Origin of the sequence: Thermoplasma sp. (genome assembly GCF_008709555.1) — an archaeon.
Taxonomy (GTDB): domain Archaea; phylum Thermoplasmatota; class Thermoplasmata; order Thermoplasmatales; family Thermoplasmataceae; genus Thermoplasma.
Genome location: NZ_VYIJ01000001.1, coordinates 46,753 through 60,005, shown reverse-complemented (window position 1 = coordinate 60,005; position 13,253 = coordinate 46,753). Strand labels below are relative to the sequence as shown.

Genomic DNA, 13,253 nt, shown 5'->3' with positions numbered 1-13,253 from the left:
CGGCATGGGATAGAGTAATGTATGCCTCCCGCATGGGGGTGCAAAAGGATTGAGATGCGCGAGATAGAGATTCTTGACGGTGTTTTTCTCACAGACCTCTACTGCGTCTACCTGAGCGATATAGAGGCTGTAGTTGTCTCCGATCTGCATCTAGGCTATGAGGAGGAGATGAACCTTCATGGTCTGTTCCTCCCGAGGATACAGAGGGATCACGTGACATCGATAATGGACAGGATCATCGAGAGGTACAGCCCGCAGAAGATAATAATCAACGGAGATTTCAAGCAGGAATTTTCAAAGAACCTGCCCAGCGAGTGGACTGACGTACTACACTTCATAGACAGGTACGACGACCGCGATCTTATATTCATCAGGGGCAACCATGACAACTACCTTGCGACCATCCTGTCAAAGAAGAACATCGGATTGATGGATTTCTACGAGGACGACAGATACTTCATATACCATGGAGACCGGGATATGGGGACAAGAAAGATCACCATACTCGGGCATGAGCATCCATCGCTCGTGCTCAGGGATCGCGTGGGCGGTGTATACAAGCTGCCCGCTTTTGCTTTCAACTTCAAGCGAAACGTGATCATAACGCCGGCGATGAGCTTCTTCTCGTCAGGAACCGATCTCTCGCAGTCCCTGCTCAGCGAGGAGCATTTCACGCCGTCACTGAGGGGCATGAAGCCGTCATGCTTCAGGATCTTTGCAATAACTGACGAGTTCGGTCTCGTAGACTTTGGGTATCTTGATGATCTTCATAACTCTGGAGAGCAGCAGATACGAGATCACTGAAGTTGTCGTAGAACCTTGAGAATATTCTGCTGAAGTCCTGGTTATCCTGGGATCTGGCAACGCTCTTCAGCGTCATCACAGGTATGTTCATGACCTTGTTTATCATTGAGTGAGCGAATGCCTCAAGGTCTGATGCTGGGATCTCCGGGTGCATGCGGCTGAATTTCTCCACCTCCATCCTCTGGACAACGGCCGCAAAGCGGTAGAAATCAGCGAATATCTCATCTATCATGATGTCCTTGATCTTGTTCATAAGCGATCTCATCTCGTTGTCTATTATCCTCCTGGCCTCGTCTACACTGGTCTCCCTTATGGAACCGTTCTTGCTGGATATGGAGTAGATGTCATCGATCGTTATGATGTCTAGCCCAGGTCTCCCCTCTATGTTGCGTGGATTCCCAAGATCGATGTAGATCTTACCTTCGATCAGATCATCTGCCCTGATTATCGGTGTCTTCGATGAGGTTACGGCGATTATTGCATCATGCTTCTCCATTAGATCATGCAGGTCATTTATGGATGTGTACCTGTAGTTATATTTCGATGCCAGTTCCTTCACGTGCTCTAAGTTGCGCCCGGCCACGGTGACAACGAACTTTTCGCTGAGATACGGGGCTATCTCCCCAGCAAGCATCCCGTTCCCTATGAGCAAAACCTTTGAGACTCCCCTGCTGATGAGTATATCGTAGACGATGGAAGGTACCGATACTTTTCCTCTCGATATATCGGTATCGGAACGAACCTTCTTGCCAACTGATATCGCCTTCTGGAAGATCAGCGATAGAACCTTATCCGTCTTCCCATTCTTGACGGAAAGATCGTATGCATCCTTGACCTGCTTCAGTATCTCACTCTCACCCAGAGACATCGAATCAAGGCCGGCCGAAACCTCCATTATATGCCTTATAGCCTCCTCGTCATGGAATATGTTGGGCCTTAGTCCATCGAGATCCTCAGGATAACCCGACCTTAGGTATATCTCCACCCGATTGCAGGTCAAAAGTATCACATACGTCGATATGCCATTCCTTTCTAGTATGCCAGACCAGTACTCATAGGGATTGAGAACGGCTTGATTAAAGAAGTTTTTATTTCTTTTGAAATCCCACGAAATGAGAGTGAGTATTTGCATTCTGTCCATGATTGTGATCTGCGATTTAAATGGTTGTATTTATTGGCCAGGGATTAAAAAAATTTTTCCTGGGATCAGAGAGGCAGTTCTGACCTGTATTTTTCACCTGAGTCTGGAAAAACAGTGAATATTTTCCTGTACCTCTCGTGCAGCATCCTGGAGGCGAAGAGGTTTGCCCCGGATGATATCCCTATCAGCTGGCCCGTCCTCTCATAGTATCTCTTCAGCTCAGAAACCGCATCTTCTTCACGCACGTATAACACCTCATCTATGAGATCACCGTACCTGTCTATTATGCCCCTGTACTTGGAAGAAAAGGCATTTCTCAGGCCATGGATGTGCGAACCGGCTGCCGGCTGTACGCCTATCACCCTTATTTCTGGATCGATCTCCTTGAAGTACCTTGCTATTCCCGTTATGGTTCCACCTGTGCCTATACCCGCAACTATGGCTGATGGGATTCCACCGGACTCTTCCATCTCCCTTGCTGTCGTGTAATAATGAGAATCGCTGTTCCTGAGGTTGGAATGCTGATTTATCCATACGCAATCTCCCTGCGAGACCATCTCCTTCAACCTGTTTATGGATCCCTCCGTGCCCATATCCGCCGGCGTCTCTATTATCCTAGATCCATTTTCCCTTATGGATCTCTTTGCAACCTCGCTGGCATTCTCCGGCAGAACTATAATAGACTGTATGCCAAGCATCTTCGCAATTCCAGAAACAGCCAGACCTGTGTTACCGGAGGATGCTTCTATGATGGTCTTTCCATCAAGATCCCCGGACTCCTTCATTGAGTATATCATGAAGAATGCAGGTCTGTCCTTTATCGAACCGAACCTGTTCCTCCATTCTAATTTGGCATATATCCCGGCGTCTACCTCTGTGAATGGCGTATTGCCTATACCAATACGGTGCATCGAATCGATCAGACCGTCTATCTCCGATCTTGCACTGCTCCCTATCATGCGATCACGTTATCTGGACGTTGTCTTTCCTTATGAACCTCAGCACCGCCGCCATGCCTCCAAAGGCCTGCTTTAGGAGCTTGCCCTCCTCGCTCTGATCCGATATTATCTCAACCTGGGCTCCGGATTCCTTGGCGAGTCTGTAGAGATCCTCGATGAAATCGTCCTCTGCAACTAGTTCCATTGGCGTACCGTCCTTATCGCACACAGGCCATTCATTGGGCTCCTCATTGAGTGTGATCTCCGTCTGACAAGTGGGGCATCTGTAGGTGTATCTCACCCTTCGCAGTCCCTCAGATATCAAAAGCAGATCGACCATCTTCTGCTCGAGGGCATCCCTGATCGCCTGCTCTCCGTATATTGCAAGGCCGCCATCAGGCTTGCGCACCTCACGCAGGAACCTGTTCATGAGATCCTTCTCCTTGGATATCTTCATGTCCTTTATGGATTCAGAGGCTTTCTCCACTAGTTCCCTGAGACCAGATTCGTCCGTGTAACCCACATCAAAGAGGTCCTTTATCTTGTCCTTTATCTCATTTCTGAGGTAATCCTTCTCGAAGAAGTACTCCTTTGTGGCTCCAGGACCCCCAAGAAATATAGCTCGGATATCCTTTATCTTTGGCATGAAGGCATTGTTTGCTATCTCTCCAACCTTCTTGAAGAACTCGTTCGCAGCAATCTCTATTAGCCTTTCAAACCTTCGCGACGACTGACCTCCCTGATGATGTTTGCTTGGAACCTGGGACTGCACGTTGTCAACGACCTCGATCCTGGTACCGTTGAGGAAGCCAACCGTTGCCTCCTTCCTGTCTATGACGATGAGACCGTATATCTCCTTTTCCTCAAGCATGGTCTTGAGCATCTCCAGATGGAATTCGGAATCGCACTTATACATAAAGGTAGTTATTGGCTCCGGTGGTTCGATTATCTTGGTGTACATCTCGGTCTGATCGCCCCTGGTCGCAATGTGACCAACAAAGAAGACCATACCGTTTGGAGGCGGGGTCTTGTAGTATTTCAACCTTGCCATTATGGACTCAATGGCCGCAAGAACGTTCTTCCTTGTAGATTTTGATTTTATGTTAGAGGACGTTGAATACTCATCTCGAAGGTATGCCACCACATCTGATATCTGCTTATCTGGCGGTACGTAAAGCGATATGAGCTCCGTTCCCCGTCCATGCAGTTTTGAAAGCTCCTCCAGAGCACGCTTAAATTCATATCTCCTTATCTGCTCATCATCTTCCATAAATAACACCCTCTCCAATACGAAAGTCATTCAGCTACACAGCAGACGACTTTCAGGCGCTGAACCGGGTTAAAACATGCACTCAAATTCCGGATGATCCTGTGTGTCCGGAAACCCGTATTCGATATTTTTAAAATTAAATTTCTGCGTGATTGATTCATTTTATACCCTTCGATATTAATTTAAACTATAATAGTTCTTCTATGATGAATTCGCATCGTCTTCACCGTGTCCTGGCTCTCCGATCATGATGCTCCAGGCAAACTCGGAATGAGATGTGTGTGGGTGTGGACATCGGTGACTTATGATAAAATTTAAACACAGCGACAAAATATCGGTTCTGCCTCAGATCGGATGGGACAGGGGCCGTGGGGTAGCCTGGTATCCTTCCAGCTTCGGGAGCTGGAAACTCCGGTCCAAATCCGGACGGCCCCATCCGTCACGGCTATGTTATGCTTTACCTACTGACGTTCCCATATGTTCTAATGGCTCGGATATTTTCTTATTCAGACCGGAAAGAAATTTAGCGCCTCAAGCGCTTCGATCAACAGTATCGATTCTATTTAAGGCTATCTCATTTTTGTCTCCTCTGTAATTGCTTGTGAAAAGTATTACGCTGGCTGCGATCATGAATGGTATGAGATAGATCGCGAAGAATATATTCACTGCTATTGCCAGCTGCATAAGTCTTGAAACCGTTTCTCTGATCCAGATGAGACCCGCGGAGACCGCGCTGGTCATTAGGAGCTCCATTGATATCATGGGCAACGCCTGCCAGAATGAATAGGTACCTCTGACACCTTTTGGCGTTACCTTGAAGGTTTTTTTCCTGCCGAGGACCCATGATATGAATGATGATGTTACAGTGAACATGAGCAACAGTTCAGCCCCCTGATGGAGGAAAAATCCTCTCATTCCATAGTTCATGAGGCCATCTGATGCCGTATAGTAATAAAATAACATTGAATATATAAAGTAAGGAAAGTAGAATAATATGAAGAACACTGGATCTATCATCACCGTAATGAGCCTGAAATCGAGAAACAGTATGAGTATGATCATCGATATCAATCTGATTGGCCCAACCCACATCCAATAGAGCCAACCCGCCATATACTCAGCGTAAACGGGGGGCTTCAGCCTGAGCCTGAGTATCAGGCTGAGCGCCTGGAATCCACCGAGTGACCATCTTCCCTGCTGTGTCAGGTATGCGCTTATTGTTTCCGGAGGCCTGCCATACCAGATGTCCGTGGAATCAACATAAATTATCTCCCATCCAGCGCTCTGAAGCAACAACGATGTGGCAAGGTCCTCCGTAACCATGTCTTCACGGAAGCCCCCGACGGATCTTATCGCCGATATTCTAGCAACAAAACCTGACCCCAGAATGAAGGCAGATCTACCGTTTCTGGCCCTCATGATCTTCCTAAGGAAAACCTCCTGCTGGAAGAAGGCTGATTCGCTGATCGCTGTCGAAATGGCAGTATATGTCTGAGGCATCTGAACAACGGCAACCATCTTACGATCGAAGTAGCTGATCACCCCATTGAAGAATTTTGGGGTTGGCCTCTGATCGCTATCAAATACCGCTAGGAACTCGTAGGAATCATCTATCTGCTTCAGCGCGTCATTTATCGCACCAGCTTTATACCCCCTCCTATTATCGCGGTGCACAAACCTTATCCCGAGGCGATCGCATATTTCGGTCAGATCTGCAACCGTGTGCTGATCCGTTGAGTCGTCCAGCAGCCATGTTTCGCCGTATATATTCGCCTTTTTGACGGCAATCAGGGTCCTCGTGAGCATCCTGACATCTTCGTTATAGCTCACGACAAAACTTATCACACGGGCACCTGCAGCACTGTGTAACAATCTTGCAGAATATTTATCGGCACTGAACATCTGCCACTGGAATATGATCACCGTGGCAAGCGAAACCGCCAGGAGAAGCCAAAAAACGTAGACAAGAGGTATGACATATATATTACTTGATGTGAAATACGCCAGCACTGCGGGTGCAATAAAGAACAAGGCAAAGTATACAACCTGATAGTTCAATTTCATAGGTATATCAGCCTCGTCATCAGAGACTGATCAGAAACCTCTATGCGCAATCTAGCCACAATATATCCCGTGAGGAGATCATCGACATATCTCAGACCACCTCTACTGAGAACCAAGAGCCTTATCCTATCATTCCGGATAAGCAGTGAGGAGATGAATGAACTCCAGAATACATCAGTGAAATCCCTCTGGAATCCCTTTCGATCTGATATATACAGATTTGAAGCGCCCAGAAGGAATATATCCATGTCGCTTATACGCATAACTGTAGAAAAGATTTCGAATGCAAGCTGGTCGCCCAGGTTCATGGCATGCCTGGAATCGCCGACCACCATTCGTTCAACATTTCCTATTTGATATAACGGAGTGCTTGGGCAGGATGAACTGATCTCCCTGGCAAGAGTGGAGAATGGAAATGTGGACAGGACTACCGGCAACCTGGACTTCTGCTGCCAGTATTCCTGGGAACAAAGCATGCCTGAAAGTATCGGTTTGATTTTGCTTGTATCCATCAGAAGCTCGAATACGCCATAGGTATCACCCAGAACTTCCAGCGGATGGCCTATAAAACTGCTCTTTCTGACTGTTCCTATATCCATCCGTCCATCGTTTTCTGAGACCATGATCCCCATTTCAAAGCAATATGGCGGTTTAATCATTTTCACGCATCAAATGGATTTCCTTCTTTAAATATATTTTAGCGATCTTGTCATTTAGTTGAAGCCTTTGATCCTCTTTATTCTATGAACCTTGCAACTAGCTAATTACAATATCTAATGCATGAAGATATTGAATTTTATTGTTTTCTCCATGCACATAATAATTCTACATGAATGGGGACAGCAATTCTATTTTAATCAGTATTTCATCACCATACGATAGAAGTGAGCGAATCCATAGTGATCTCCCTCGGTGGGTCTGTGATATCCGGCGATCCCATAGATGCCGATTACATGAAGAGCTTTGCCAAGCTTCTTGAATCCTCAAAGTACAGGAGGATCGGTATAGTCACAGGCGGAGGCAGAACGGCAAGGTCGTATATATCCGTTCTGAGGAAGCTTAACGTCAATGAAAACGTCCTGGACGAGATAGGCATCTATGCAACAAGGATGAATGCACTCTCAATGGCAAGCCTAATCCAGGGATCGAATCCAATGATCCCGTTCACCGTGGAAGAGGCTGTCAACCTCATGAACAGCTATCGTTTCGTTGTGATGGGTGGCACAGAACCTGGCCACACCACAGATACCGTTGCTGCATTGCTCTGCGAGAGGAGCGGCACTAAAACACTCATAAACGTAACATCCGTTGATGGGGTCTATGACATGGATCCGAACAGATTCGCTAATGCCAAGCGATTCGACAGGATAGGATACAGAGAAGCCATAGCGCTCTCAACAAAGAGCTCTACTGGCGCAGGCCCAAACGTATTTATGGATATAACGGCCCTGAGCATAGCGATGCGATCAAGGATAAGGGTAATAGTTACCTCTAGGGATCTGGACAACTTAGAAAAGATACTGAAGGGTGACAGGGCGATTTCCACATTCATAGACGATGATCAGAAGTCCTGATCGACAATAATATTTCCGCAGGATCAGCGTGCATGATATATACCCCAACTCGATTTTCTGGGCTATCTCGATTTTTTTCCGGATCCTGACCGTCTGTCTTTCATTGGTATAAAGATCATACTTACCTCGTTGCCATCATCTGGCGATCTACTAAAATAACTGTTTTCTGTTGACTGAAGACCGTTTATAGATCATTGATTCAATTTGGATCTGCTGTCCTATTCGGAACGCTAGCGTTATGGTTAAACTCAAAGACGCGATGTCATATGGGGGTTGATCATTTTGAAGACAGCAAGCATCATAACCGTGGGCAACGAGATACTCAAGGGTAGGACAGTAAATACAAATGCAGCGTTTATAGGGAACTTCCTGACATATCATGGCTACCAGGTTAAACGCGGCATCATAGTTATGGACGAGCTTGATGAGATAGGGTGGGCCTTCAGAACCGCGCTTGATGTATCGGACATAGTCGTATCCTCAGGTGGCCTTGGCCCAACCTTCGATGATATGACCGTGGAGGGATTCGCCAGATGCACCGGGCAGAATCTGGTGATAAACGAAGATGCTCTATCGATGATCAGGAAGAAATACAGCACATCAGACCTTACAGAGCAAAGATTGAAGATGGCAAAGATGCCTCAAACATGCAGGCCGGTTGAGAATCCAGTCGGGACAGCACCGGGACTTCTATGCAACATGGAGGGAAAGAAGGTCATCATTCTGCCCGGTGTACCAAAGGAGATGCAAGCGCTGCTTGAAGCCATGGAGGACGAGATTCGCTTACCTGACATGCACTATTACGATGAGTCCGTGATCATATCCGGTGTTATGGAGAGTGTGTTCGCTCCATACGTTGACAGGATCATGAAGGAGTTCGATGGAATATACGTAAAGAGCCATCCAAGAAACGTTGAGGTGAAGAATCCTGAGCTTGAGATAGAGATATCCGGTTTCGGAGAGGATGAGGCTGCGCTCAAAAAGAAGATCAGGGATGCAATATCGCGTGCAGGAGAATACGCTGTTAAGCTCGGAGGAACGGTGAAACGATAATTTTAAATTCAATTCTAACTTAATTTCCTGATTTGAGACCGCAGGTAAGGATCGCAGCACTTTTCGGTTCGGTTGTATCCATGTTTACTGCGGTATATGTCTTCGTCGCCTATATGGACGCAGGCTATTTTATCCTTGCACCTGCAAGGTTTGAACTTCTGGCGATCGCGGCATCAACCCATATAATTCTGTATCTTATCATCATTATAGCTGCAGTATTTGCCTACATATTCGTATCATCCTACTTCACCGTCGAGGTGAAATCAGAAAAGTCCGAAGTTACCGATCAGAAGGAAGAGGCCATTCATGAGAGGGTGCAGCCTGAAAAATCAGAAGAAACCGTTACATTCAGAGAGATCAGGAAATGGCCAAGCCAATTCGATTATGCGCAGGCTTTTCAGAATCCATCCTATTCCCTGTCCGGAGAACTTAGCGGTTACAGAATAATAAGGAACCCAAACGTTAAGATGGCCGGAAACACCATCTACTCTTCGGGAAATTATGGAATAATATTCAAGCTTGAGAATAACGGGGCTTATTACGCAATAAAATGCTTCACTAAGGGTTCAGATCTCCATAGGCGTTACTTCGAAATTGGTAGACATCTCCAGGGGAAGAATATACCATGCATCGTTCACTTCGAATACATAGAGAATGGTGTGAGGACCATGAAGGATCCCTCTCTTTACTATCCCGTGCTTAAGATGGACTGGGTGGATGGCGATTCCCTGTATACCTTTCTGAAGAAGAATATAGACAATGGAAGAGAGATAAGGAGGATAGCTGGTGAATTCCTGAACATGGTGATGGAACTCAAGATGAACAAGATGGCGCATGGCGATCTCTCCTGCGATAACATACTGATAAGCAACGGGAGGGTCATATTCGTGGACTACGATGGCATGTACGTCCCTGCTCTGAAGAATATGCCGTCCAGCGAGAACGGGCACGAAAACTTCCAGAGACCTGACAGGAAGCCATCGGACTTCTCAGAGAATATGGATGACTTCTCCGCGCTTGTCATATATACCTCACTATACGTGCTTTCATTGAGGCCGGAGGCGTGGAAGTTCAACGGTGACGATCCAGACGCCCTTCTTTTCAGAAAGGCCGATTTCCTCAATCCGGAAAAGTCAGAGGTATTCGCTTACATAAAGTCCATGGGTGGAAAATCATGGAAGCTTGCCTCCATGATGATAAAAGCCCTGGGATCCTCAAGCGATAGGGGCATAGATCTGCGGAAAGCTATCTCAGCGAGATGACTGCGAATGTAACATCATCGTTCTTCATCTCACCTGAATTTATCAGACCGCTTATCAATTCGCCCTCATTTTCGGAATGATCAATCAGCATCTTCCATGGGCTCTGCTTAGCCCTGCTGATCATCCAGTGTGCCAGTGAATCCGTGGCCATGATCAGGATATCGCTTTCGGATAATCTGCCCTCCATGTAGTTTGCCCACTTCACGGATCGCCTCGTCCTCAGGAGGGGGTTGCCGGTCCATATGAGCTTCGGCGTGTTCCCAAATTCTGATGCATTTTTTATCGGAAAGCTCTTCATGCCCTCTGGGGTTATTATGAAGAGGCACGTATCGCCCACTGCAACGGACTTGAATCCACCGTCCTGAATCTCCAGCCCAAGGAATGTTGACATGGAACCTCTTGCTATCTTGTTCTTCACAAACCATTTCATGTTGCTCCATGGGAGCTTCGATCGCCACATGCCAAGCGCAGTCTCCACCATATCGTCCAGCTTCATATCGTGCTTTCCGGATACGAAGGTATCGACAAGAGACTTCGCCCATTCATTGGAAAACACAGATTCGGATGAACCATCAGCCATGGCGAAAAGACCTCTGCCGACATCATAGGAAAACGCATCCTCATACTCGCTCTCGCTGTTTCCAAGCTTTGGCTGATGGTAGTGGAATACGCTTATCATCCGTTCATTCCATTGAACTTATGGCGCCTCTTGTTCCTATGTCTATGAATTCGATCATCTGCTCAAGCTGAGCGTTGAACACGTAGGATCTTGAACCATCCTTTATGTCGGGAAACGTCTCAATTGCGTAATTTATGTACTTGGTTGGAAGCACGCTGGACATCTTGAACAGAGACCTGGCATACATATCGTTCGGCAGCTGGTTTTCGGAATACGGAAATGACAGTGGAGCTGAGTTCTCAGTGGAAACATGGCAGTTCCATATCAATGGGTTTCCGTCCTCTGTCTCCATCTCCATGATGGACTGGGCAACAGGATACGGGTCTCCGTCCGTCGACTGCCCATCGGTTATGTTGATCACTATGGGTGGATAGGATGATGGGTGTTCGCTTATCCAGCTTTCTATGGCCTCCTTTGCCATGTTCATCGCCCGTACCATGGGAGTATCGCTGTTGGCAACCGGTTCGAACCAAACCCCAAATTCATATTCAACGTCCGCTGTTCCACCGGATCCGTCGGGTACCTTCATCATCCTCTTCTCAGTCCTGAGCGGATTTTCTGCCAGCCTGGAAACCGGAACCACCTCACCGTCCAGGAGATAGGAAGCCTTTCCCTTCTCCCCGCCATAACCTATGACACCAACGTAGAAATAATCACGGACACCATCGTTCTTGGTGCAGCGCATTATGAGCTCACCAATCTGTCTGTTTATTGCATCAGCTGCCTCCTTTGCCTTGGACTCACTGCCACCTGCCATCTTTCTTATCATCGATCTGGACTGGTCGATGAGAAAGATGAAGAGGCCCGGATTCCTCCTGCTTATCTCCGCGTCATACATTGCTATAAATAAACGTCATACATTAATAAATATTTTGTTTCACTCTGTTTTTATTTTAAAGTATGGATTTTTTACGTCTGTTTCCCTGTACACAATGGAACTTGAGTCCGCAATTAGTTCTCTCACGCGATCATCCGACACTATCTTCTTCTTCATCCCGTCCCTGTACATGATGGCGGTTTTCAGTATGTCAGACGGAAGCTTGAATATGTCCTTGACATATGATGGCATCATTCTGACTATGAACCTCTGGGCATTCATCATTATCTGATCCTTGAAGCCGATGGCCTTAACTTCGTGCAGTCTGTCATGGAGCCACTTGTAGGCGTAGAATGAGTAGTAGCCGTAAGCCGTGAGGGCCTGGATTATCGCAGGATTGACCTTCGTTTTCGCGACAGGCGTCAGTATATCATATCTAGACCAATCGAGGGTGAATATGCCCCCCTTCTTGAGCGCATCCAGGAATATCCTTGTACCCGGAAGCGGCGTGTATGTGCTTATCTGGATGGCATCTATACCTGCCCTTGCAAGAACCCTGGAGAACTTTATGGTCTTAAGCATATCTCTTAGGCTTTCGTACGGAGCGCCAAGCATCATACCTCCAAGGACGACAACGTTATTCTGGTTCAGAACCCTGACTGCGTTGACCGAGGCCGAGGTCATTATTCCCTTGTGCATCGCCTTCAGCACCTCCTCGCTTCCGGATTCTATTCCGAGAAAAGCTATGGTGAGCCCTGCCCTGCTTGCCTTCCTTATGAGATCAGGATTCTTCGATGTAACGTCGGCCCGCATCTGAACTATGAATTTCAGATCCAGATCCTCCTGAATTATCCTGTCGAAAAGATCGGATCGCTGCTCAACGTTGGGGTATACCACGAATATGTCATCCGTGAAGAATACCCATTTATAGCCCAGTTTTTTGACTATGCGAAGTTCCTCCATTATGCGTTCGTTTGATTTGTTCCTCCACTTGTTTCCCCAAGTTGGCGTCACGGAGCAGAAATCGCATGCATACGGGCATCCCCTTGCCGTTTCAACCGTGGCGACGCTGCCCTCGCCGAAAACCTTGAATGTGTATCTCTCCTTCTCTACGAGATCAAATGCCGGGATGGGGAGCCTGTCCAGATCGTCTATGAGCTCTCTTTTCTCCGTCCTGATCTTCATAGATCCCATCTTGAATATTATGCCTGGTACATCGGAGAAATCCATGTTCTCCCTGTAATGCTCCAACACATCTCTGAACGTCTCGTCTCCCTCTCCAAGAACTATGACATCGAAACCGTTGTCAAGAAGCTCGCCGGGTACAAACGTTGCCTGATGCCCACCGGCAACTATGAGAGGATCGTATATCGCCTTTATGCGTTTCGCAAGATCCTGAGAGAATGCATGGGCAGCGGTTGCATGCAGTGTTATTCCGATAACATCTGGTCTCCATTTTGCCACATATTCAACCATCTGATCGAGGGTCAGATTGTCTGCCTCCATGTCCACTATTCTAACATCATTGATGCCTATGACCCTAGCCTGGGCTGCGAGCACCTGAAGACCAAGTGGAGTCGGCAGAAAACCAAATTTTGTGGTATATCCGCTGCCGGTTGGGTTAAGTGGCTTTATCAGTAAAACTTTCATA

At 47.0% G+C, this 13,253-nt stretch carries 12 protein-coding genes and 1 tRNA gene; 5 read left to right on the top strand and 8 right to left on the bottom strand.

What is annotated here, in order from left to right; all coding sequences use genetic code 11:
• Positions 1 to 54: 54 nt before the first annotated feature.
• Entirely contained in the window at positions 55 to 804 is a 750-nt protein-coding gene (locus tag F6Q11_RS00315) for a metallophosphoesterase (protein WP_297025715.1), read from the top strand.
• On the opposite strand, the gene F6Q11_RS00310 is transcribed toward F6Q11_RS00315, so the two are convergent.
• The 3 genes from F6Q11_RS00310 to prf1 all read right to left on the bottom strand — a co-directional run bounded on the left by F6Q11_RS00310 (position 707) and on the right by prf1 (position 4,153).
• Positions 707 to 1,936: a glutamyl-tRNA reductase gene (locus tag F6Q11_RS00310; protein WP_297025713.1), complete on the bottom strand. Its 1,230-nt coding sequence runs from the start codon at positions 1,934 to 1,936 to the stop codon at positions 707 to 709. The genes F6Q11_RS00315 and F6Q11_RS00310 overlap by 98 nt on opposite strands.
• A 74-nt stretch (positions 1,937 to 2,010) precedes the next feature.
• Positions 2,011 to 2,904, bottom strand: coding sequence for a PLP-dependent cysteine synthase family protein (locus F6Q11_RS00305; RefSeq protein ID WP_297025711.1), 894 nt, complete (start codon positions 2,902 to 2,904; stop codon positions 2,011 to 2,013).
• A gap of 4 nt (positions 2,905 to 2,908) precedes the next feature.
• Positions 2,909 to 4,153 carry a peptide chain release factor aRF-1 gene (gene prf1, locus F6Q11_RS00300; RefSeq protein WP_297025710.1) on the bottom strand — a complete coding sequence of 415 codons (1,245 nt, stop codon included), beginning with the start codon at positions 4,151 to 4,153 and terminating at the stop codon, positions 2,909 to 2,911.
• A 362-nt stretch (positions 4,154 to 4,515) separates the two neighbouring features.
• Here prf1 and F6Q11_RS00295 point away from each other — a divergent pair.
• A tRNA-Pro gene (locus F6Q11_RS00295) sits at positions 4,516 to 4,588 on the top strand.
• A 96-nt stretch (positions 4,589 to 4,684) separates the two neighbouring features.
• On the opposite strand, the gene F6Q11_RS00290 is transcribed toward F6Q11_RS00295, so the two are convergent.
• Both F6Q11_RS00290 and F6Q11_RS00285 read right to left on the bottom strand, forming a co-directional pair.
• Entirely contained in the window at positions 4,685 to 6,217 is a 1,533-nt protein-coding gene (locus F6Q11_RS00290) for a glycosyltransferase family 2 protein (RefSeq protein WP_297025707.1), read from the bottom strand.
• Positions 6,214 to 6,840 (bottom strand): hypothetical protein, encoded by a 627-nt coding sequence (locus tag F6Q11_RS00285; RefSeq protein WP_297025705.1) that lies wholly within the window; start codon positions 6,838 to 6,840, stop codon positions 6,214 to 6,216. The genes F6Q11_RS00290 and F6Q11_RS00285 overlap by 4 nt, the downstream gene beginning before the upstream one ends.
• 261 nt (positions 6,841 to 7,101) lie before the next feature.
• Here F6Q11_RS00285 and pyrH point away from each other — a divergent pair, with 261 nt between their 5' ends.
• The 3 genes from pyrH (at position 7,102) to F6Q11_RS00270 (ending at position 10,106) form a co-directional block, all read left to right on the top strand.
• The gene (gene pyrH / locus F6Q11_RS00280; protein ID WP_297025704.1) at positions 7,102 to 7,791 is read left to right on the top strand and encodes a UMP kinase; all 690 of its coding nucleotides are present in this window, start codon (positions 7,102 to 7,104) and stop codon (positions 7,789 to 7,791) included.
• Between the two features lie 282 nt (positions 7,792 to 8,073).
• Complete coding sequence (locus F6Q11_RS00275) at positions 8,074 to 8,844, top strand: nicotinamide mononucleotide deamidase-related protein (RefSeq protein ID WP_297025702.1); 771 nt, start codon at positions 8,074 to 8,076, stop codon at positions 8,842 to 8,844.
• Between the two features lie 32 nt (positions 8,845 to 8,876).
• On the top strand, positions 8,877 to 10,106 hold the full coding sequence (locus F6Q11_RS00270; protein WP_297025700.1) for an RIO1 family regulatory kinase/ATPase: 1,230 nt from the start codon (positions 8,877 to 8,879) through the stop codon (positions 10,104 to 10,106).
• On the opposite strand, the gene F6Q11_RS00265 is transcribed toward F6Q11_RS00270, so the two are convergent.
• From F6Q11_RS00265 to F6Q11_RS00255, 3 genes are read right to left on the bottom strand one after another with little or no spacing between them, the layout of a single operon-like run.
• Positions 10,090 to 10,785, bottom strand: coding sequence for a hypothetical protein (locus F6Q11_RS00265; RefSeq protein WP_297025697.1), 696 nt, complete (start codon positions 10,783 to 10,785; stop codon positions 10,090 to 10,092). The genes F6Q11_RS00270 and F6Q11_RS00265 overlap by 17 nt on opposite strands.
• Before the next feature lie 4 nt (positions 10,786 to 10,789).
• On the bottom strand, positions 10,790 to 11,623 hold the full coding sequence (locus tag F6Q11_RS00260) for a vWA domain-containing protein (RefSeq protein WP_297025695.1): 834 nt from the start codon (positions 11,621 to 11,623) through the stop codon (positions 10,790 to 10,792).
• Between the two features lie 39 nt (positions 11,624 to 11,662).
• The gene (locus F6Q11_RS00255; RefSeq protein WP_297025693.1) at positions 11,663 to 13,252 is read right to left on the bottom strand and encodes a B12-binding domain-containing radical SAM protein; all 1,590 of its coding nucleotides are present in this window, start codon (positions 13,250 to 13,252) and stop codon (positions 11,663 to 11,665) included.
• Between the last annotated feature and the right edge of the window lies 1 nt (position 13,253).

Coding starts and splice junctions, on each gene's coding strand:
- F6Q11_RS00315 (WP_297025715.1), top strand. CDS start 55: ATGCGCGAGATAGAGATTCTTGACGGTGTTTTTCTCACAGACCTCTAC.
- F6Q11_RS00255 (WP_297025693.1), bottom strand. CDS start 13,252: ATGAAAGTTTTACTGATAAAGCCACTTAACCCAACCGGCAGCGGATAT.
- F6Q11_RS00290 (WP_297025707.1), bottom strand. CDS start 6,217: ATGAAATTGAACTATCAGGTTGTATACTTTGCCTTGTTCTTTATTGCA.
- F6Q11_RS00285 (WP_297025705.1), bottom strand. CDS start 6,840: ATGGTCTCAGAAAACGATGGACGGATGGATATAGGAACAGTCAGAAAG.
- F6Q11_RS00265 (WP_297025697.1), bottom strand. CDS start 10,785: ATGATAAGCGTATTCCACTACCATCAGCCAAAGCTTGGAAACAGCGAG.
- F6Q11_RS00260 (WP_297025695.1), bottom strand. CDS start 11,623: ATGTATGACGCGGAGATAAGCAGGAGGAATCCGGGCCTCTTCATCTTT.
- F6Q11_RS00310 (WP_297025713.1), bottom strand. CDS start 1,936: ATGCAAATACTCACTCTCATTTCGTGGGATTTCAAAAGAAATAAAAAC.
- prf1 (WP_297025710.1), bottom strand. CDS start 4,153: ATGGAAGATGATGAGCAGATAAGGAGATATGAATTTAAGCGTGCTCTG.
- F6Q11_RS00305 (WP_297025711.1), bottom strand. CDS start 2,904: ATGATAGGGAGCAGTGCAAGATCGGAGATAGACGGTCTGATCGATTCG.